At 43.4% G+C, this 20309-nt stretch carries 17 protein-coding genes; 4 read left to right on the top strand and 13 right to left on the bottom strand.

Features of this window, described 5'->3' with window-relative positions:
• The 7 genes from NDI34_RS08575 to NDI34_RS08605 form a co-directional block, all read right to left on the bottom strand.
• Positions 1-135 (bottom strand): IS630 transposase-related protein (locus NDI34_RS08575; RefSeq protein ID WP_348232470.1); only part of this gene is annotated, 135 nt, incomplete at its 3' end.
• Between the two features lie 84 nt (positions 136-219).
• Positions 220-1203 carry an alpha/beta fold hydrolase gene (locus tag NDI34_RS08580; protein ID WP_348232421.1) on the bottom strand — a complete coding sequence of 328 codons (984 nt, stop codon included), beginning with the start codon at positions 1201-1203 and terminating at the stop codon, positions 220-222.
• 130 nt (positions 1204-1333) lie between these two features.
• Positions 1334-1918, bottom strand: a complete 585-nt coding sequence (locus NDI34_RS08585; protein ID WP_348232422.1) for a low molecular weight protein arginine phosphatase — start codon at positions 1916-1918, stop codon at positions 1334-1336.
• A gap of 591 nt (positions 1919-2509) precedes the next feature.
• A complete protein-coding gene (locus tag NDI34_RS08590) occupies positions 2510-3193 on the bottom strand; it encodes a response regulator transcription factor (protein ID WP_190414852.1) in 684 nt (227 codons plus the stop codon).
• A 514-nt stretch (positions 3194-3707) separates the two neighbouring features.
• A complete protein-coding gene (locus NDI34_RS08595) occupies positions 3708-4412 on the bottom strand; it encodes a L,D-transpeptidase (protein WP_348232423.1) in 705 nt (234 codons plus the stop codon).
• A gap of 92 nt (positions 4413-4504) precedes the next feature.
• Positions 4505-5617, bottom strand: a complete 1113-nt coding sequence (gene mraY / locus NDI34_RS08600) for a phospho-N-acetylmuramoyl-pentapeptide-transferase (protein ID WP_190415028.1) — start codon at positions 5615-5617, stop codon at positions 4505-4507.
• 90 nt (positions 5618-5707) lie between these two features.
• Positions 5708-5947, bottom strand: coding sequence for a DUF3134 domain-containing protein (locus tag NDI34_RS08605; protein WP_190414854.1), 240 nt, complete (start codon positions 5945-5947; stop codon positions 5708-5710).
• 207 nt (positions 5948-6154) lie between these two features.
• Here NDI34_RS08605 and NDI34_RS08610 point away from each other — a divergent pair, with 207 nt between their 5' ends.
• The 4 genes from NDI34_RS08610 to NDI34_RS08625 all read left to right on the top strand — a co-directional run bounded on the left by NDI34_RS08610 (position 6155) and on the right by NDI34_RS08625 (position 11231).
• Entirely contained in the window at positions 6155-6736 is a 582-nt protein-coding gene (locus NDI34_RS08610; RefSeq protein WP_190438285.1) for a PAP/fibrillin family protein, read from the top strand.
• 211 nt (positions 6737-6947) lie between these two features.
• Positions 6948-7772 (top strand): PD-(D/E)XK nuclease family protein, encoded by an 825-nt coding sequence (locus tag NDI34_RS08615; protein WP_190414857.1) that lies wholly within the window; start codon positions 6948-6950, stop codon positions 7770-7772.
• A 20-nt stretch (positions 7773-7792) separates the two neighbouring features.
• Positions 7793-8467 (top strand): GNAT family N-acetyltransferase, encoded by a 675-nt coding sequence (locus NDI34_RS08620; RefSeq protein WP_190414858.1) that lies wholly within the window; start codon positions 7793-7795, stop codon positions 8465-8467.
• A gap of 211 nt (positions 8468-8678) precedes the next feature.
• Positions 8679-11231 (top strand): sigma 54-interacting transcriptional regulator, encoded by a 2553-nt coding sequence (locus tag NDI34_RS08625; protein WP_348232424.1) that lies wholly within the window; start codon positions 8679-8681, stop codon positions 11229-11231.
• A 144-nt stretch (positions 11232-11375) separates the two neighbouring features.
• Here NDI34_RS08625 and NDI34_RS08630 read toward each other — a convergent pair whose 3' ends face one another.
• The 6 genes from NDI34_RS08630 to NDI34_RS08655 all read right to left on the bottom strand — a co-directional run bounded on the left by NDI34_RS08630 (position 11376) and on the right by NDI34_RS08655 (position 20144).
• Complete coding sequence (locus NDI34_RS08630; RefSeq protein ID WP_348232425.1) at positions 11376-12836, bottom strand: serine/threonine-protein kinase; 1461 nt, start codon at positions 12834-12836, stop codon at positions 11376-11378.
• A 143-nt stretch (positions 12837-12979) separates the two neighbouring features.
• Entirely contained in the window at positions 12980-13489 is a 510-nt protein-coding gene (locus tag NDI34_RS08635; protein WP_348232426.1) for a hypothetical protein, read from the bottom strand.
• A 392-nt stretch (positions 13490-13881) separates the two neighbouring features.
• Positions 13882-14112 carry a hypothetical protein gene (locus NDI34_RS08640; protein ID WP_190414862.1) on the bottom strand — a complete coding sequence of 77 codons (231 nt, stop codon included), beginning with the start codon at positions 14110-14112 and terminating at the stop codon, positions 13882-13884.
• Positions 14113-14287: 175 nt separating this feature from the next.
• Entirely contained in the window at positions 14288-15688 is a 1401-nt protein-coding gene (locus tag NDI34_RS08645) for a serine/threonine-protein kinase (protein WP_348232427.1), read from the bottom strand.
• A gap of 119 nt (positions 15689-15807) precedes the next feature.
• Positions 15808-17193 (bottom strand): serine/threonine-protein kinase, encoded by a 1386-nt coding sequence (locus NDI34_RS08650; protein WP_348232428.1) that lies wholly within the window; start codon positions 17191-17193, stop codon positions 15808-15810.
• Positions 17194-17453: 260 nt separating this feature from the next.
• Positions 17454-20144, bottom strand: coding sequence for a tetratricopeptide repeat protein (locus tag NDI34_RS08655; RefSeq protein ID WP_348232429.1), 2691 nt, complete (start codon positions 20142-20144; stop codon positions 17454-17456).
• Between the last annotated feature and the right edge of the window lie 165 nt (positions 20145-20309).

Here is a 20309-nt window from a genome sequence, read left to right on the forward strand (position 1 = left end):
TCGCCGCTTCAGCCATAGGTCAATCGTATTGCGACTAATTTGGAACACCTGTGCGGCTTCACTTTTCTTCATGCCGTCTAACTCGATCGCTTGGATCACCTTCTGACGCAGGTCATAACTATAGGGGTTTGCCATGAGCAGCTTGAATAACTTCAGGACCACAGGTGATCTCTACTCTACGTCCTAACTATCTTGGCGGTTGCTATAACTGACTTTTATTTAATCCAGGGCTAGCAATGGCATGACGGTAGACAGATCGGGAGAAACCCGTTGACTCAGATGGAGTTGATTCACTACCCTGTGGAAGGAGTCACCCTGCTGCAAGCGATCGCGCATCTCCTCGACTTCACCCCAGGTTAAATCGCTCTCGACGTAGGCTTTAGCCACTGCGATTACTAAGTCTGCGTATTCATTTCCCTCTGCTTTGGTCATCATATTGTGCTGAATATTCAGAGTTTGGTCAAAGCGGTGATACCAGCACTTGGGTTGTTGCGGGAGTAAGGTTTTAAACAGAGCTTTATGTTCTTCGTCGCCGACTGCGCGATCGCTCTCACTCGACACAATCAACATGGGCGCAGCGTAACTCGTTTCTGCCCGCTCAAAGATATCTTTTCCCATGTCTAAAAACAGTCGCAAGGATGGCATCAGAAAGCCGTCATAGCCAAAATGTGCGACTCCTGGTGCAGTTTTCCACTCAAAGTAGATATTAAATACCCGCACAAACAAATCGACTACTTTATGGCTACCACTCAAATAAGGGGCAAACAGCAAAGCCCGATAAATTTGTACGGCGCGTTCTAAGGATAGCCAAGCTGCTAAAGTGCTACCACCAGAAAGCCCTCCCACCACCACTTTTCTTCCCAAAGCTTGAGCTTGTTGTAGCCAGTAAATCCCAAACTGTTGATAAACTTCTTGTTCTTCGGGAAGCGGAGGAGGGTTATCTCCATCCCAATTGCCTGCAATTCCATGCCCAGGGAGCAAAGGAATCAAGACGTTGTAGCCTGCCTTAAAGAAAGCTTCTCCTATCGGCACAAACTGTTCTGGAGTGGCAGTAAACCCATGAAAGAACAGACACACTTTGTCCGTAGGATTAGAGTAAAGAAAAAACCGAGAGCCGCGGGTTTCATCCATCAGCGGTAGCGCATCTTCACGGGCTTTCGTCTCTCGCACCAATGCTGCGGTAAAGGTGGAATAGTTAAACATTGTTATCTAAATCGTTTTTGCATGGGAAGCCCGAATTCAATGCGGCGCAGCACATCTATATTTATTTAGATTAACAGCCACCAGAACGCAGTGAATCCTTCATAAGGATATTCAAAAATGAAGTCATGTCTCAAGTGCGCGTTTTCTGAGTTAACCGAGTCAGTCCAATCAGCCACCTGAACAGGGGTAGGGTGCGGGGTAAGGGTTGAGGCGTGGGGAATGAAAAAGAACCAAAGCTGCTTTCCGATAAGATGTGGACTAGCTTCTGCTGTAAAAGATTGAGTGCCAAGTCGATTTCCTGGGCGCAGTGGCGATATCTGGATAAAGATTTGCCAACGGGATCGCGAATATCTAAGGAATTTTGTTCCCCGACAAATTCTTTGAGCGTGAAAGTCTTGTCGAGCGCCTCCGGATAGATCGCGATCGCAATATATTTATGAAACTTTGTCATCGTCAGCACTAAATCTGCCCATTCGACGAGTTCTGGCTTTAACCCTTGCGGTTCGCAGTCATATTGAATTCCGTACTCTGCCAATACCGTTAGAGTATGGGGCGAAACGGGTATCCCCTTAAATTTATAAAGTCCAGCTGAACGCACCTCAGTTTGGGCTAAGATTTCCTGCCTTTGCCTCAGTTCCCGAATCTTTTTCTGAAATAGCGCTTGTGCCATCGGGCTGCGACAGGTGTTGCCAGTACAAACAAATAGAACTCGCATACCAGAAGTGAGTGAAGCAATGATTTATTTTGCTACGCTACGACCGATGGTGAACCCTTTCACCTTTTAAAATCCATTCGGCTGATTTTTACAAACGAATGGGTGGCACCCGCAGCTACAACTTTTGATTTAACAAATACCTACGTATTTAATCACTTTCCGCTTCCATCTAAAGGAATATCATGTCACTTTTAGCCAAACAAAAGCCGCTCATTGCGGAGCGGCTTTTGTTTAGGTAAAATTAGCAAAAATTAGCTATTTTTAAAGTTAGATTCCACTTTGAATAACCATCAGGACGGTAACACTGACGCTCATCAATACTAAAAGAATTGCTAGAGAAACTGATTGACCCAGATGTGGCGCTTGTGAAACTTTCATGTGGTTTTCTTTTAATTTCTGAATTGTATTAAATGAAGAATACCAGCAACCTTAAGGGATCAATGAGAAAAGCACAAGTTTCTTTAATAAACGCAACAGTTCTTAAGAATCGCCAGTGCGATCGCTCTTAAAGACAAGCACAGATATAGATAAAAAAACACGTAAGGGAAAGGGCTAAGCCCGTTCCCCTAAACGTTTTGAGAGCGAGGACAGTTATCGAGTCAAACCGTGTTCAAGGGCATAGCGCACTAACTCGGTGCGGCTATTCGTCCCTGTCTTGCTAAACAAGCGGCTAACATACTTCTCAACGTTGCGGACACTGGTTTCCAAGCGTCGGGCAATTTCTTTATTCATCAATCCTTCCGCAACCAAGTCTAAAACACTCTGCTCTCGTGGCGTTAAGTCTATGCGGATATGGGAAGGCGACTGGGGGATTCGATTTGTATCTTCTAACATCCCCCGGATGGCAGCAATCTGTTGCTTGATGTCCTCAATATCGTTACCGCCGGTGGTGCTAGTTGGAGTGGTGCGACGTTCCAGTAAGTTTTTGACAATTGCCTCCAATTCCTCTGGATCAAAGGGCTTCGGGAGATACGCATCGCACCCCGCTTGATAGCCTTGGATGCGATCGCTTGTCATGCCTCTAGCCGTTAAAAATACTACAGGTAAATTTTTGAAGCGAGGATCTTCCCGCAGCTGCTTGAGAAATTGATACCCATCCACCTTGGGCATCATCACATCTGAAATCACTAAATCCGGCTGGTTCTTCTGCAACATCTGCCATGCGTCACCAGCATTACTGGCAACCTGAACGGTAAAACCACTGTCTTGCAGATATTCTTTGACTGCTTCGCGCAGTCCGGGTTCGTCGTCTACCAGTAACAATTTTCCTGTCATTTATCTTTCCTTGCCGCTACGTTTTTTTAATATAGGACTTACGCAGAGATCCCCCTTGTATCTCCCGATAAATTGGGGGACTTTTCCGGTTCCCCCAATTTATCGGGGGGTTATGTCGGTTCTAGGTTTCAAGCTTTCAGTGCGTAAGTCCTGTAACAGTATTTTCTTAACAGCTGTGTTCCTTTGCTGCTGTTTTTTTTAATGTAACGAACTTTTTGAACCTCTATTTGTTCGGACTTCTGGACTATCCAAATGCAACCATCAATAATATAATTGAACGCACTAAAATTGTCTATTTTTGTTTGACAGATGTGCTTTCCCTTACCTACTCGGTTAGCAGGAGAGAAAAGGATCGTCGCTGGATTTGCGAAGCCTAGAATTTCCAGATGCGTTAGCGATGGGGCTTTGATTTTCCTTCAGGTGGACGGATGGAGGGGGTGCGATCGCTACCAACTCAGTCGGTTCGGTAAAACAAGCGATCGCAGACCTTGATTAAAAATTAAAACTTGGGATTTTATTGAATAATTTCGACTTCCGTTCCTTTTTTCACAACTTGATATAACTCTTCCATATCTCGATTTTTTAAAGAAATACAGCCTAATGTCCAATTTGAGCGCTTTTCTATCAAAAAGTCTTGCTCATCAGGGACACCGTGAATTCCTACCTGTCCCCCGATTGAATCAAGCCAATTTATTTTTCCGTTTCCCTTGGCTTTGATATGTTTTCTCCAAGAATCTTTAGTTGGGTAATCCAGCCAGAGAAACTTTGACCACGTAGGATGGGTATAGAGGTCTTTTATCTTGAATATGCCTTCTGGCGTGCTGCCATCCCCTTCTTTTAGCTTATCATCCACTGAGTTGAAGCCCAAAACCACTGGATAAGACTTCAGGGGCTTTTTATCGTAATAAACTGTCAGCTTGTACCTGGATTTCTCAATGAGTATAGAGACTTTATTCTTGTCTATTTCTGGAGAATCTACTAGCTGTGTAAGCTGATGCGTATAGTTTAAAAGACCATTTCCTAGAACTTTAGGATGTAAATGATTTGAAAAAAGATTATCGGAACAATTATTCCAGCAAAAGACGTGCAGAAGATAGGGCAGCGGTACAGCATAACCCAGACGCATGAGTTGGATGTATAGGCAAAAAATTCCGGATAGGAGAACAGAAAAAATTAAAAACTGCCTTCTTCTATTCCCCTGTTTTTTGCTGCTGCCCATTGTGGATGTAGTTGGAGCGATTCAAACCTTTGGTGGACGCCCAGCTTGTGCGGTTTTAGACACCAAAGGATGATTGACAACGGCTATTTTAACTAACGGAGGACAAGACACAACAAAGCTAAAATGCCGTTAATCAGATAAAAGGCGGCAACCACTTGGGTTTCACTCCAGCCACTCAGTTCTAAATGGTGGTGAATCGGTGCCATTTTAAATAAACGCTTGCCGATCCCATCCGGGCCTTTGGTGGCTTTATAGTAGCCCACCTGCGCCATCACTGAGAGCGATTCCACGAAGAAAATACCGCTGAGGATAAACAGCGCCCAGAGATTGTTCGTCAGAAGTCCGACTGCTGTCAGTGCGCCTCCCAGCGCCATCGAACCCGTATCGCCCATAAAGACGCGGGCTTTGTTGCGGTTGTGAACCAAAAAGCCTAGGTAGCTGCCACTCATGCAGGCGCAAAAAATCATTAAACTTGGCGACACGGGAGCAACAATGGCACCGAGTCCCAAAAGAGCGATCGCGCCCGTTCCCGCTGCTAGTCCATCGACTCCATCCGTGAGGTTCGTCGCATTACTTTCCGCCACTAGCACAAATACTGCTAAAGGCCAGAACAGTAACCCCAAAGGAATCGCTAAACCAAAAGGCAAGGCAATCGTGGTGATACTTGCTGGTTGATGCCAGACTAGCCACAAAGAAAACAGAACACCCACCCCAATCTGCAAAATGAGTTTCATCCGGGGCGAGATGCCTTTATTTGACCGGCGTCTAATGACTTGCCAATCGTCAACCCAGCCAATTGCACCGTAGGCTAAAGTTACGATTGATACGGCAAGTACGGGAAAGAATCCTTGTATGCCTACAGCCAATCCAGACCACACCAAGGCGGCGATTACCCCGACAGGCACAAAAAACACCCCGCCCATTGTCGGAGTGCCTGCTTTTTGTAAATGCGCTTGGGGGCCATCCTCCCGAATAAATTGACCCGCTTTTAGGGCTTGCAGGAAGGGGACTGCCCAATATCCTAAAAGAGCTGTCACCAAGGCGCAAAGCCACAGGGGAAATGTCATCGAGATGCCTACCGATGGGAAGACACCTGCTTGCAGATCGAATAATATCGTCCCTAGGGAAAGCCCAACTGCCAGTAACGCTAGCAGGCTAGTTCCTGAGGGGTTGAACGACCGACCAGAAAATAATTTAGCGTCCACAAATTTTTCGTTCACTTCTCACACCAGAATTCAGAATTTCAGAATCCAGAATTTACTCTGACGCCTGAGTGCTGAATTCTTTTCGTCTGACTAATCTTCGTCTACATCGATGATTTCATCATCGTCTTCGAGATCATCGTAAACATCATCCGGTGCCATCAGATCGGAGATTTCTGCATCACCATCGCGGAAACTATCTTCAGCTTGAACATCCCGCGCCAACAAGCGTCCTGTAGATTCTAGCCAGTCGAGAATGGAAGGTTCTTGTTGTAACGGAATCAGACCAGCCAGCTGGTGACGAGGTTCTTCACGCAGAGACGGGTTGTACATATTTGACATATTTGAGGATTTCGGATTGGGAGCTAACTAGACATATTGAGTTTACCACTCCCAGAAACGCGATCGCTGGCGTGGAGATTATTGCGTGTCAAGGGAGTTGTTATCAAACTTATCAACTGGTCGCTGATGCCATCTGCGTATTGAACAAAAGTTAAGCTGGGGGTAGAGAAGTCACCCACAAGAGAGGTCTAGGAGGAAATGAGGAAAGCAGCACTGTTGGAAGCGATCGCTTCTCAAAATCGCGGACTGCTAGCAACCGAAACCGACAAAATAGCGATTCTCTCAGCGGTTGCCCGATTGGAAGACCTCAACCCTACTCCCCGTCCGGTTGAGGCAACTGACCTACTAGATGGCAATTGGCGACTACTTTACACCACCAGTCGCGGTTTATTAACCATTGACCAACTGCCATTCCTCAAACTCGGTCAAATCTATCAATGCATTCGAGCCAAAGACGCCAAAGTTTACAATATTGCTGAAGTTTATGGTTTACCCTATCTGGAAGGATTTGTTAGCGTTGCTGCTCGGTTTGAACCAGTTTCTGAACGTCGTGTCTTGGTAAAATTTGAGCGTTCTATTTCTGGTTTACAGCGTCTCATTAACTATCAGTCGCCTTCAGCATTTATTCGGCAAATTGAAAGCGGTCAGCGATTTCCAGCTTTGGATTTTGGTATCGACAGCAGCAACCAGCAAGGTTGGCTGGATACTACTTATCTAGATGAGGATTTGCGGATAGGTCGAGGCAATGAAGGCAGCGTGTTTGTCTTAACGAAAGCTTAGGTTAATGGCTAGTGGCTAATGGTTAATGACTATTAGCCATTAGGAAGATAAATTCCTGCAAAATAGGGCGGGGTTAGTCTTTTTTTTACGAACCACTAAGAACGCGAAGGATGCCAAGGAAGAAAAAGAGGATTTGACGAATTAATTGGGATTACTACACATAAATAATATCCAGTTATCTAAAAATCATTACCCGTTAGCAATTAATCAGATGGAATCTACGCAAGAAGTTTTGCTCCGCTTGTCCCAAGGACAACTGAATCTACTACAAACTTGTCCTCGAAAGTTTCAACAAATATACTTAGATAAACTGAGTTCACCCACCAATCCAGAACAACTAGAACGGCAAAATTGGGGCAGTCGCTTTCACTTATTGATGCAGCAGCGAGAACTGGGATTGCCGGTAGAATCTTTGGTGCAAGAGGACGCCCAATTACATCGTTGGGTGACGGCATTGGTGGATGCAGCACCAGAAATCTTGATATCTAACCCGAAAACCTTCCGCCAAAGCGAACATTGTCGCACGCTGAATTTTCAGGGATATTTATTGACAGTCATCTATGATTTGTTCATTGAAGACACGCAATCTGCTGAAATTTTGGATTGGAAAACTTATCCTCAACCAAAAAATCGGCGTTGGTTAGAAAAAGATTGGCAGACTCGCTTGTATCTTTATATTTTGGCAGAAACTAGCGATTATTTGCCAGAACAGATTTCTATGACTTACTGGTTTGTCCAGTCTCAGCCTCAACCAGAAAGCCTCAAATTTACTTATAATGCCGCTCAACACGAGCAAACGAAAAGGGATTTAACAGAACTGTTGACGCAGCTAACCGATTATTTGCAACGTTATCAGCAAGGAGAAGATTTCCCTCAAGTTCCAGAAAACGCTAATCGTTGCCCTGACTGTAATTTTGCGATTCGGTGTCAGCGCGATCGCAATTTTTCAAATACTTCGCATCTTACCAGTGAAGAAAATTTCTCTCATCAAGATTGGCTACCCAATTTAGCGAATATTCAGGAAGTTTCCCTGTAAAAAATAAAAAATCAAAATTTATGACAAATCCTGATAAAAACGAGCCTGCATCTAACTACTCTTCCATCTATATCCGCGACCTTGAAATTGACGATCTTGCCCCGGTTTACCACTTGGGAGAAGCTGTATTTACAAGCAATTTGTACCCTTATTTATATCGCACCTGGGATGAATGGGAGGTGATTGGACTTTACAATACCGATCCGGAATACTGTCTGGTTGCTGAAATCGACGAACAACTGGCAGGGTTCATTTTGGGAACCGTGATTAGCAAAGCATCCTGGACTTATGGATACATTATTTGGCTGGGTGTGAATCCGAATTTTCAGCGTCGAGGCGTCGGGGACAAGCTCGTTGATAAGCTGGTAGAACGGATGATTGAAGATGGGGTGCGGTTCATGCTGGTGGATACCGATCCCGCAAATGTCCCAGCCGTGAAGTTTTTTAGCCGCAAAGGTTTTGGCAATACTCGCCAGCACATTTTCTTGTCGATGAATTTGAGCAAGCACGAGTATTATGGCAGGCTGATTGCCTACGAGCGCGAAAAAGCTGAGAGGGCTGCTTATAAGCGATCGCGCCGCCGTCCTTCCACTCAAACCCAAGGAATTGCTAGCGAAGCAGCGACAAAAGTTATGGTGACTGACACTCCCTCAACCCCTGTCGAACCGCCGAATTTCTCCGATCCCGAAAGTTAACCTTTTCTTTTTGATAACAATTTTCCTTAGCTACTGCTGCGGCTAAAGAAAATCGCCGCTAAGACTATCAAACCCAATAAGGCTAGGGGAACCCACAGATTGACAAGCTCGCTCATCTCAGTTGTTTTAATCTTGGCAATCAACTTAATTAATTAATATTTTTTATAAAAAATGGCTAAAATGTAAAGCGAAATTTATTTTTAAGGCAACCATGACATCAAAAGACACGGTGACATGGCTACAAGAGAGAACAGCGCTGGGTGTACTATCGGCAGAAGTATTAGAAGCGATCGCGCAACTTCTGGAAGAAAAAGTCGTACCAGCGCAAACGACTTTAGTGGCGGAGGAAACGCCCCCCGAAGGACTCTATATTCTCAAACAAGGGCAACTAGAAGGCGATTCTCTTTCAGAGACGCTACGCGAACGCGCTAACCAAACAGGTTTAGCCTGGGTGATTAGTTTTCTTCCTGGAGCCACCATTCACTTACAAGAGCTACTGTTAGACCAGCAGGCTCAAAGAACTATCAAGACACTCAGCGAATGCACGCTGTGGTTTATTCCCGCAGAGCAATTTCGCAAAATAGTCGCCCAATATCCCGAAATTACCCAAGCGTTCTCCCAGCGGTTGGCTCAAGAACTCGCTCAACTATCGTCTCAACTGAACTACGAACAAGAGCGTCAAACCGCCTTGCGCCCTTATCTGGTAGCAAAGGCAAGACGCGGGGTGGTGGGAAAAAGCCGCTATGCAGTCCGGCTGCGCCAGCAAATCAAAGAGGCGGCTGAGTCAAGGCGTCCAGTCTTGATTTTCGGGGAACCGGGACTAGAAAAAGACAATACTGCTGCTTTGGTTCACTTTGGTTCTTCCTATCGGCGCGAACCGATCGTTAAAGTAGACTGTAGTACGCTGCAAGCAAGTGGTGCAGAACTATTTGGTCGTGCTAGTGGCAAACCAGGGCTAATTGAATCCCTGGGGACAGGCACTTTAGTCCTTAACAACATCCAAGAACTTCCCCCAGAGTTAACGCCGAAGCTGGCTCAATTATTAGAAACCAATACCTACACTCCCCTCAGCCGTTCGGAAGACTCCCCAGCCCCAAGCCGCTCGTGTCAAGCCCGCATTATGATGATTGCGGAAAAACACCTACCGACAATTGAGCGTCAAGTCGGTCATTTAATTAAAGTGCCGCCGCTGCGGGTGCGAAAAGCGGATATTGAAGACCAGGTAGAATACTACATTCGTCTGTTCTGTCGAGCCAAAGGCACTCGCAAACCCAAAGTCGCTCCAGAAGCTATACGCCGCTTACAAGCCTATGATTTCCCCGGCAACCTGAAAGAATTACAAAGTCTGGTAGAACGGGCACTCGTTCAATGTGCCGGTGCGAATCTGCTCACCGAAGAAGTATTCTGGTCAGTCGAAACCCATAAAAAGCGATTTCGCGTCAATCTTTTAAATGCTTATCCCGACTTGCGGCGATTTCTCCGCAGTTCCTGGTGGCCCGACCGGATTAACTACGGCTTTACTTTGGGTGCTTTTGCGCTTGTCGTCGCCCTATTATTTTTGGGTCCCCAGCATCGCTCCGAAAATGTAGCTCTAAACCTATTTTGGGCGTGGTGGTGGCCTTTGATATTGATCGGTTTTCCCTTTGTCGGACGCCTGTGGTGCGCTGTTTGTCCCTTCATGATTTATGGGGAAGTCACCCAAAAGCTTTCTCAGTGGCTTTTTCCAGGGCGATCGCTGAAGCGTTGGCCCCGACAATCTGCCGAGAAGTGGGGCGGATGGTTTTTGTTCGGGCTATTTGTCCTCATTTACCTGTGGGAAGAACTCTGGCATTTAGAAGATACTGCCTACCTATCCGCTTGTTTGCTGTTATTAATTACTGCTGGGGCGATGATTTTCTCCGCCATTTTTGAGCGGCGGTTTTGGTGTCGGTATCTATGTCCAATTGGCGGGATGAATGGGCTTTTTGCCAAGCTGTCAATGACTGAACTCAGAGCGCAACAGGGAACTTGTTCGGCAGAATGCACCACGTATCAATGCTACAAAGGTGGCCCTCAAAAAGGGGAAGGCTTAGAAACCGGCGGATGTCCGTTGTACTCTCACCCGGCTCAGTTGGAAGATAACAAAGACTGCGTTTTGTGTATGACCTGTCTTAAAGCTTGTCCCCACCGTTCGGTCGAGTTAAATTTGCGTCCGCCAGGAATTGAATTGTGGACAACTCATATCCCCCAAGGCTCTGAAGTGGCACTGTTAATGTTGCTATTAGGAGGCGTCTATCTCCATCGATTGCCGGAATTGCAATCAACTTTGGGATTGCATCTGGATTTAACCCAGTTTTGGCAACATTTCGGATTTTCCTTGGTAGCTTTAATCGTCCCTGCGACTGTGCCGTTTTTAGCTTATAGCGCTATTAAACTCTTTAAGGGTTCCGTAAAGCCTCGCTCGTTTATAGAGTTGGCTTATGGATATTTGCCGCTGGTGTTGGGGGCAAATTTAGCTCACTATTGGCGGCTGGGTTTAGGGGAAGCGGGACGCATTTTGCCGCTAACAATGGCAACTTTCGGTCTTAGCGGTGAAGGGTTGCCTGTGTTGGTCGCACACCCGGCTGTGATTGAATTTTTGCAAGGCACAACGCTAATTTTCTCACTCCTGTTGACGATGCTATTAACCCAAAAAATTGCTCGTCAATCTTTCCGAGCGCTGTTGCCTCAGCATCTGGGCGCGATCGCTCTATTTGTGAGTCTTTGGGCAATTATTGTCAGATAGTCGGCATAGTAAATCACTCTTATAATCAGATCCCCGACTTCTCTAATAAGTCGGGGATCTTACTTTGACGAATCATTTAGGATTGCTATATACAAAAGCTGCAACAAACTCTATAACTTGCAGTATTTTCAAAAACTTTTAACCCTATTGTCTGGTAATTGGTAACTCCAACCATTTACTTAATTCTTGTGCTAACCAATCAAGTTCTTGTGTTGTCAGATAGCCATAGAAGCGGGTTTCGCTGTCCGTACTCAGCGATTGCCCGATGCGATAGCTAGAGCTGGCGTCTGTGTAATTGACTCCATCTGTAGCCCAAATTTTTAGCTCTGGCGGTACCTCCATAATGCCCGCTTCAGTATCGCGACGATAGAGGCGCTTCAGGTAAGTCAATTTATAGAGGTTACTGCGACTTGCCTGAAAAACCAGCCGCCGTATTTTCCACGCTATTTGAGTTACCTTGATTGACTTGCGATCGATATAAATGTGCGTGTTTACCCTGCTGATGTAAAAAGCTTGCCACAGACTAGAAAGACCTACTCCTAAAAGAAATAAGCTGAACAAGATTAGTAGCCCATTACCACTAAACAAAGAGCCAATTAACGCCATCAACGACAAAATCGTATAACAGAAGATAAAGGAAATTGAACAACCCGCTCCTGCATTAGTAGTTTCTGGAGGTAGATATATCTCTAGAGCTTCTGCATTCTTGAGAAGTGAAATTTTACTGTCATGAGGTTTTTGCAGTATTAGAGGAGTTGATGTCGCTGATGCAACAGATGGGAGTTGCAGAAGAGAAGGCTGCTCTAATGTCGCGAGAGCTGCTTGAGCTGAACTAAATCGCTGCTTGCGGTTGGGATGGGTCATTTGCTTGAGCCATTGCACAAAGCTGGGAACTAGATGCGGCACGGGTTCAAACTGAAGAAGCAAATCTTCTTGTAACAAATCCGCGGGGTGTCTCCCTGTCACCAAGTAGATTAATGTTGCGCCTAAACTATAGAGATCGGAGGCTGGAAAAGCACGTCCGCTAAATTGTTCGGGTGGCATATAACCATAGGTTCCGACAATCGTCATCGTCCCGATTTCTCGGACAGCCGTTTGCACCGAACCAAAATCAACCAAGTAGATATCTCCAACTTGATGAGCAGAGCGATCGCTAGTTAATAAAATATTGCTTGGTTTAATATCCCGATGAATCACCGGAGGATTGCCAGAGTGCAAGTAGCTCAATACATTCAGTAATGCTTTCGCGATTTGTGTTACCTCTTCTTCGCTAAATGTCCGTCCGCGCTTAATCCATTCCTGCAAGGACGTTGCAGGAATATAAGTTTGCACGAGTACAAATCCCTGACGATCGGGTAAGTGCAATTCAAAGGAATCAAGATAGCAGGGAATTGCCGGATGCGATAGAGATTTGAGGGTTTCTGCTTCTCGTTCAAACAGTTTTAAATCCTCCCAACGGAAGTCACTGTTAAAAGTGAGAATCTTAAGCACAACAAGTTCCTGGGTTTGTAAATCCTGCGCTAATAAGGTACGCCGTCCAGAATTGTGTCCCAATTGGCATTGAATGTGATAGCGATCGCGCAATACTTGTTCTTCTGCAAGCATGGGAAATTATTGCTCCTATCTGGTGGTCTTTTGCAGTTTGCCTATATGAATGCCAGTTTATGAGGATTCAACAAGCATTCTACTTTTAACGTTTCTGTTATCTCTAAAGAGAATTACACCGAATTTTACGGCTGTTAACCAACTTATTTCTCCTCAAAATCACTGGCATCAATTTGCTTTGTTCGGGCGCTTCCGTGAGGCACAGGATGTAATGTGGCCCGATACTCCATCCACTCTACTCCAGCTTCTTTTTTGATTTCCTTAAAATTCAAAGGATTGCTGAATTCCGAGAACGAAGGGTTCTGCAAAAACTTTTGTTTTTTTTGTTCCCAATCTATTCCCATACTTAACTTTAAGCGACAGTTACAAGGGCTAATATTTGCAATGTTCGTTTCTCGATTAGCCTGAACGTACACAAAACGGCGCGTCTTTCCAGAGACGCTATCTACAAGTTTTACAGCCGCATCGCGGGTCGTTCCATTAATAATTTTTAGCTTCCCAAATCCCTGCAAATCTTGAGGTGGGATAATATCAGTGCCGTTTTGAAGAGAAACAGGAGGACGGTTTGGGCTTGGTTTCCGTGCAGACTTTAAGGAAACTGGTACGGTAGATAACTGTGTTCCTTGTTGCGTTCTAGGAAGATAAATCATCATCCCTAGCAAGCTGGCAATAGATACTGCTGCTAAAACAATGCGTCTGGTCAAAAAAATTGCTGAAAATCGGTTGTAATTCCTCAGAAGAGTAGAGCGACTGGGGATATTTTTTGAAGAAAAGGATGCTAATTTAAGTTGTTCTATCTGAGGAGTTCGACCGCATTTAGAACAAGTCATTTTGTTTCCTAAAGCTCGACCTTTACTGACATAAAGCATTCCGCAATTGCAGTGCAGAATTTGCAACTTATTTTTCTGCATCGTTGGCTCCTTGGTTCTACCTTTCAACACCCAATAAACGATGAGTTGATGCTTCTCCGTTGAACACACAGCAATGCGAGTTTTATATACAAGGCTGTGCGCTCGCAGAATATATATCTTTGGATCATCAGCACTTATGCAATAGATGAAGAACTCGCTGGAATAGCCAACACTGTTTGTCGTTCAGATTTCTTGCAGGCGTTTCCCTGGAAGTAGCGTGAAGCTGACTCCGAAGGCGTTCCCGTTCCCCGGAATGCTCGCGCAGAACCCCAAGGGTTGCGATCGCCTAATTGCGATCGCAAAATATCTATTCTTCTCCTAGCATGGGGAATTACTACTCCTATCTGGCGTAGCAGGTTATGCAACTAGTTAATTCAGAGGAATTACTGGCCTTTCTATTGTTCCGGTAGCTGCTGTTTTAATTTATATGGATTAATTTTATATATACCTTGTCCTATAGTAAATTAGAAAAGCTTTGCAGTATTTATTTAAGTTTAATAACCGTTGTATATTTGAAATTTCTTCAACCCGAAAACTCAGCTAATTTTGTGTAATTGGTACATTTAACCACTCACTTAATTCATGGGCTATCCATTCTTTTTCTACATTTGATTTGATACTGCTACTAATTTTTATTTTTTGGTTTTCACCCCAAATTTCTAAAGTATCTGGATATTGCTCTCTGTCTTTATTAATAAATTCGCCTGGATTATAAATTAATTTAGTAATATTTTTTATTGCGAGAAAAGACTCAAACTCAAATCCTAACAACTCATGGGTGAAGTAAATCAGCTCTGATTCTATACGCAATCGTCGTTTACCCAATAAAGAGTCGATAAGTGAATATGGGAAACATACCCAAAAAATTAATATCCATAAACTTAGAAACATTAATGGTAGCCAGAAGAAGAGTAGGAACAATATAGTTACCAAACCCAGAGAAAAAAACTGAAAAGTTAAAAACCAGGTTAAACCCCAAATAATTGGAGTAAGAAAAAACATACTAGCCCCAGCTTTGATTAAGTCAAAAAAGCCAGATGGAGGAATAAAAATTTCTATACTATGTATGTTTTTGGTTAATTTAATTTTACTTCCGAATGGCTTTTTAACACACTTACAAATGAGATTTAACCGTGGTTCATTAAGCGATTGTAGCGCCAGCTTTGCAGAATCCAGACGCTCTTCCAACCTTGGTTCCGTCATCTGCTGCAACCAGTTGGTAAAGCTTGGGGTAAGATTAGCTTTTTGCCTAAATTGAATGCGAAAATCCTTTTGTGGTAAATCTGCGGGATGGGTTCCGGTTACTAAATAAATTAAAGTAGCACCTAAACCATAAAGATCAGAACTAGCAACAGTGCGTCCGCCAAATTGCTCGGGTGGCATATAGCCATAGGTTCCTACTATAGTCATTGTTCCACCTTTGCTATCAGAAATAGTTTGCACAGAGCCAAAATCGACTAAATAAACGTTACCAACACTATTACCAGACCTATCGGTTAATAAAATATTACTTGGCTTGATATCGCGATGAATGACAGGTGGGTTTTGTTCGTGCAAGTAAATCAAAATTTCTAAAATAGATAGAGCTATTTCTTTTACTTCTTCTTCAGTGAAAGTTCGACCTGCTTGTAAATATTGCTCTAGAGTTTTTGCAGGAATATAGGTTTGTACTAGAGCAAATCCTTTTAGGTTTTGTAAATTTACATCGAAGTAATTTAAATAACGAGGAATCGAGGGATGGCTGAGTTTTTTTAAAGTTTCCGCTTCTCGCTCAAATAATTTAAGGTCATCCCATTCAAAATCACTACTTAATGATAGTAATTTAATAACTACTAATTCTGACGTATGCAAATCATGCGCTAGGAGGGTTTTTCGTCCGTTTTTTTTGCTTAACTCCTGCTGAATTTGATAGCGATCATCTAATATCTTATTCACTAGCATAAGCAATATTACTCCTTAAACTTTTCTAATTTCGATTGAAACAAACAGAATATTTACTTAGCGATAGTTCTAGGGATTATTTAATTGTATTGAATACCTGTTCGCCCTAATTTATTTTTTTAAACTTGCTTATCTGCATATAAAATCGGCAAATCCAACCAAGTGCTTAATTCTTTTGCCAGCCATTGCACTTCTTCTTTGGGTAAATTTATGCTAGCACCAGGAAATTTATACTTATAAATCCCAGCCCAAATTTCCAATTGTGCGCCCACAGTTACTGAATATCTATTACCGTGATAATTTTCACGTTGGTCAACGTATTCGGAGAAATAAACCAATTTGACAATTTCCTCTCGCGGTGATTCTGGAGCTAAATGAAATTTCAAAAATCCAAACACCTCTTTAGTAAAAATAACTTTTTCCTGGTTTATATAAAGTGTTTTACTAATAAAGTACGATGAAAGGAAATATAAGTACACTAATAAAAATATTATAGGCAGCAGATAAGTCATATTGAATTCATCAAACAAAGCGTACAAGAACAGGGTTCCAATTCCTATAGCAAATGAAATAAAAATAAACGTTCCCAAAACCTCAAAAAAATCTAAGTGTTCTGGCGGCATGAAAATTTCTAGAAATTTGCTACTTTTTCTAAGTTGAATTGTCCTGATAAGTGGTCGATTGATAGCTACAAGATTGGGATTTTGATTCAAAGCTTGTAGAGCTTGGTATGCCGAATCAAAACGCTTTTCTAAGTTTGGTTCGCACACCCGCCGCAACCAGTTACTAAAAGTCAGACTAAGATTTGCTTTTTGCTCGAATTGAATGCGAAAATCTTTCTGTGGTAAATCTGTCGGATGGACACCTGTTAATAAATAAATTAACGTCGCACCTAAACTGTATAAATCTGAAGCGGGAACTGTACGCCCACCAAATTGCTCTGGAGGCATATATCCATAAGTTCCCACTACTGTGCGAGTTGCGCCTTCTTGGGCGGCGACAGTTTGCACTGAGCCAAAATCTACCAGATAAACTTTGCCAACACTATTACCAGACTTATCACCCAATAAAATATTACTGGGTTTAATATCTCGGTGAATCAATGGCGGATTTTGATGGTGTAGGTAAATTAAAATTTTTAAGATAGCGTTAGCGATTTCTTTAACTTCTATCTCAGTCAAAATCCGACCTGCTTTGACATGGTGTGACAAAGATTGTGCAGGAATATAACTTTGAACGAGAGCGAATCCTTTTAGCTCGGAAGCGTTTATCTCAAAATAGTCTAAGTAACGAGGAATAGCTGGATGTGACAAGTTTTTTAAAGCTTCTGCTTCCCGCTCAAACAGTTTGAGGTCATCCCACTCAAAATCACTGTTAAAAGTTAGTAACTTGACAACCACTAATTCTCCAGTCGCTTGTTCGCTACACAAAAGTGTCCTTCGACCAGCTTTTTTTCCTAATTCCTGGTGGATTTGGTAGTGCGCTCCTAAGATTTGACTATCCATTTGCTTACCTAATATTTTATCTTTTGTTATTTGTTACGTATTTGACGTTGCTACTACCCTCATGCCCTTTGAGTCACGTTTATTGGACGAATGACAATTTATAGACAATGTTCCCTATACGTTAACGAACTGCTTGTATATATCCCAGCGAGGAGAAGTTATGCCAAAGAGGGCAGAGAGTTCCAGCCACTAGGTAATAATCAAGACTTTCTTAGTTTGGATGTTACACAGATTTGTCTAAAGTCGAATGTTTTGCAGTGTTACTCGGACTCTCCGATAAGGGTGAAAGCCGCCCATTGTTTAGGATTGGGATATTGTTTCATTGCTGTCAGCATTGCTTGACGTAGTGCAACAGCTTTGTCAGGATTTTGTTGTAAATTGCGATAGAATTCTGTCATCAAAAAGGCTGTAGAATTATCATTAACTGCCCACAGCGAGACCATGACGCTGGGAACTCCCGCAGAAATTAAAGAGCGAGATAAGCCAACCACACCATCACCTGTAATGTCTCCGCGTCCCGTATCGCAAGCGCTGAGAACCACTAAATCGGCGCTTAGTTTCATGTCGAAGATTTCGCCGGCGGTAAGTAAGCCATCAACTACGTCGTCAGGTGTACCAGAAGGAGCAAGCGCGATCGCTCCCGGTACAACACCGAAGCCTTTAAAATCATGAAGTAAGCCGTGGGTAGCCAGATGGATGATACGAGCTTTCTGCATTTTCTGCATTACCGCCGTTTTGGTGGCATTGCTACCTGTAAGTGCTTTGGTATTGAATAATTTAGCAATTTGAATTGCTTCTTTTTCTGCACCAGGCAGAGGCTCTAAGTTTGCCTCTAATTTCCCAATTTTAATTTTAGGCATGGTAGGATTGCCAACAATTAATACATCCTGTAGAGACGCGTTAGCGAAGCGGCACGAAGTGCAATTTCGCGTCTCCACAATTCGTTTTTGCTTGCGGGTTAAATCTAAGACTTGGATTGAAGGCGCAGTGAGAATGGTATGTTTTTCAATTAAGTATTTGCCTTGCTCGTCTTGTAGTGCGGCGAAGGGGACGAGAAACAACGATTTTTGCGGGATAAAGATGACACGCGCATTAGGGTCTTTTGGGAGCAAGTCTGCAATGGGTGCAATGAGTAGTTTATGAAGTTGTTGTAAATTTTTGGTCGAGTTTTCGCCTTGGGGATTAATAACAGTTACATCAAAGATGTTGCGACCTCTAACACCGATATCATCACGACTGTTGGTAACGAGAACTGATAAGGATTGATTCAGAGATTTAAGGTCTACTTTTTTAAAAGCAATTTTACCCGTAGGTTTAATTATCCAAATGTAGAGTTTTTGTTGCCATTCTCTATTATCTTTTATTTTGAAGGCTTCATCAACAATCGAATACTGAACGAGTGTTGCGTTTTGTTCAAAAGCAACTTGCTTAAGTTCTTGAATTGTTGGAGGTTTTATATCGGGTAGATTGCTAGGGTTTTCTGCTAATTTAGAATCTAATAACTCTACCAAAGCACGACCGCGACTGCGCTCGGCAATTAAGAGTGCTTTGTCAAATTTATTTTGAGCAACCAAGGCTTGTTGCAGAAAGCTATAGGAACCAGATTGTTGTTCAAAAAAAGAGATTTTTTGGTCATCTCTTAATTGTCGCGCTCGTAGAGATTCCAGAATCTTAATAGCTGCGAATAAAGTGGTTTCGGCTTGAGCATATTTACCTTGAGTATTGTACACTCCCCCAATATTGTTGAGCGTCGCACTTTCCCCAGCTTTATCACCAATTTCAGTGCGAATGGCTAAAGCTTGTTGAAAATACTTCAACGCTTGCGGGTACTGTCCCCGCTTGTCATAAGCTGCCCCAATATTGTGGAGTGCCATCCCTTTTGCTGCCTTGTCACTCATTTCTTGAGCAATTGCTAAAGCTTGTTGAAAATACTTCAATGCTTGTGGGTACTGTCCCTGGTTGTGGTTAACGACCCCCATATTGTTGAGCGTTGTCCCTTCTTGTGCCTGATTACCAATTTCAGTGCGAATGGCTAAAGCTTGTTGAAAATACTTCAACGCTTGCGGGTACTGTCCCTGGTGGCGGTAAACTTCTCCAATATTGTGGAGGGTTGTCCCTTCTCCCACCTTGTTACCAATTTCTTGGGCAATTGCTAAGCCTTGTTGATAAGACTCCAAGGCTTGAGAGTCCTGTCCTAGGCGACCATAAACCACTCCCATATTGTTGAGGATTATCCCTTGCGTTACTTTGTTACCAATTTCTTGGACAATCGCTAAGGCTTGTTGATAAGACTCCAATGCTTGTGGGTACTGGCTCAGGTTGTCATACACTACTACCTTGTTACCAATTTCTTGGATAATCGCTAAGGCTTGCTGATAAGACTCCAAGGCTTGTGGGTACTGTCCTAGGTTGTCATAAACTACCCCCATGTTGGTGAGCGTCATACCTTCTGTTGTCTTGTCACCAATTTTTTTAGTAATCGCTAAGGCTTTTTGATAAGACTCCAATGCTTGTGAATACTGTCCCAGGGAGTTGTAAACTTGCCCAATACCGTTGAGCGTCTTACCTTCTGTTACCTTGTCACTCATTTCTTGAGCAATTGCTAAAGCTTGTTGAAAATACGCCAACGCTTGTGGGTACTGTCCTAAGTTGGCGTAAGCGAACCCAATATTGTGGAGGATTGTCCCTTCTCCCTGGCGATGGCCAATTGCTTTAAAAGTGATTAAAATCTGCTCAAACGTCTCTAACGCCTCTCGAAACTGTCCTTTATTTAACTGCTGAATACCTAATTGATACAGCCGTAACGCCTCATCATCGCGTTGTTCTGTTGTCTGCGCCTGCGCCAAAACCGTATTGCTTCCCCAAGTAAGCCCTACCACTTGTAACGGACAACTCAACGAGATGAGCAAGGTTGCAGTAACAACGCTAAGGCGACGCAGATTATAATTCATAGCAGAATTCTCTAGCAGTGGGTTAGCGAACTGCTTATATATATCTCCCATCTTGGGAGGTTATGTAAAAATTCACTCAACTTCTTCCCAAAGATTCCGAAGAGTGCGCTGTTCGTAAATATTTTGACAATTTCCTTGCCTCAGTTGAGGATGAAATTGCTCAAC

It is taken from the genome of Trichocoleus sp. DQ-U1 (assembly GCF_039961925.1).
GTDB lineage: Bacteria > Cyanobacteriota > Cyanobacteriia > Cyanobacteriales > FACHB-T130 > FACHB-T130.

Bases quoted from the DNA above. Each gene is read 5' to 3' on its own strand.
- NDI34_RS08580 (WP_348232421.1), bottom strand. From the start codon at position 1,203: ATGTTTAACTATTCCACCTTTACCGCAGCATTGGTGCGAGAGACGAAA.
- NDI34_RS08585 (WP_348232422.1), bottom strand. From the start codon at position 1,918: ATGCGAGTTCTATTTGTTTGTACTGGCAACACCTGTCGCAGCCCGATG.
- NDI34_RS08590 (WP_190414852.1), bottom strand. From the start codon at position 3,193: ATGACAGGAAAATTGTTACTGGTAGACGACGAACCCGGACTGCGCGAA.
- NDI34_RS08595 (WP_348232423.1), bottom strand. From the start codon at position 4,412: ATGGGCAGCAGCAAAAAACAGGGGAATAGAAGAAGGCAGTTTTTAATT.
- NDI34_RS08605 (WP_190414854.1), bottom strand. From the start codon at position 5,947: ATGTACAACCCGTCTCTGCGTGAAGAACCTCGTCACCAGCTGGCTGGT.
- NDI34_RS08610 (WP_190438285.1), top strand. From the start codon at position 6,155: ATGAGGAAAGCAGCACTGTTGGAAGCGATCGCTTCTCAAAATCGCGGA.
- NDI34_RS08615 (WP_190414857.1), top strand. From the start codon at position 6,948: ATGGAATCTACGCAAGAAGTTTTGCTCCGCTTGTCCCAAGGACAACTG.
- NDI34_RS08620 (WP_190414858.1), top strand. From the start codon at position 7,793: ATGACAAATCCTGATAAAAACGAGCCTGCATCTAACTACTCTTCCATC.
- NDI34_RS08625 (WP_348232424.1), top strand. From the start codon at position 8,679: ATGACATCAAAAGACACGGTGACATGGCTACAAGAGAGAACAGCGCTG.
- NDI34_RS08630 (WP_348232425.1), bottom strand. From the start codon at position 12,836: ATGCTTGCAGAAGAACAAGTATTGCGCGATCGCTATCACATTCAATGC.
- NDI34_RS08635 (WP_348232426.1), bottom strand. From the start codon at position 13,489: ATGATGATTTATCTTCCTAGAACGCAACAAGGAACACAGTTATCTACC.
- NDI34_RS08645 (WP_348232427.1), bottom strand. From the start codon at position 15,688: ATGCTAGTGAATAAGATATTAGATGATCGCTATCAAATTCAGCAGGAG.
- NDI34_RS08650 (WP_348232428.1), bottom strand. From the start codon at position 17,193: ATGGATAGTCAAATCTTAGGAGCGCACTACCAAATCCACCAGGAATTA.
- NDI34_RS08655 (WP_348232429.1), bottom strand. From the start codon at position 20,144: ATGAATTATAATCTGCGTCGCCTTAGCGTTGTTACTGCAACCTTGCTC.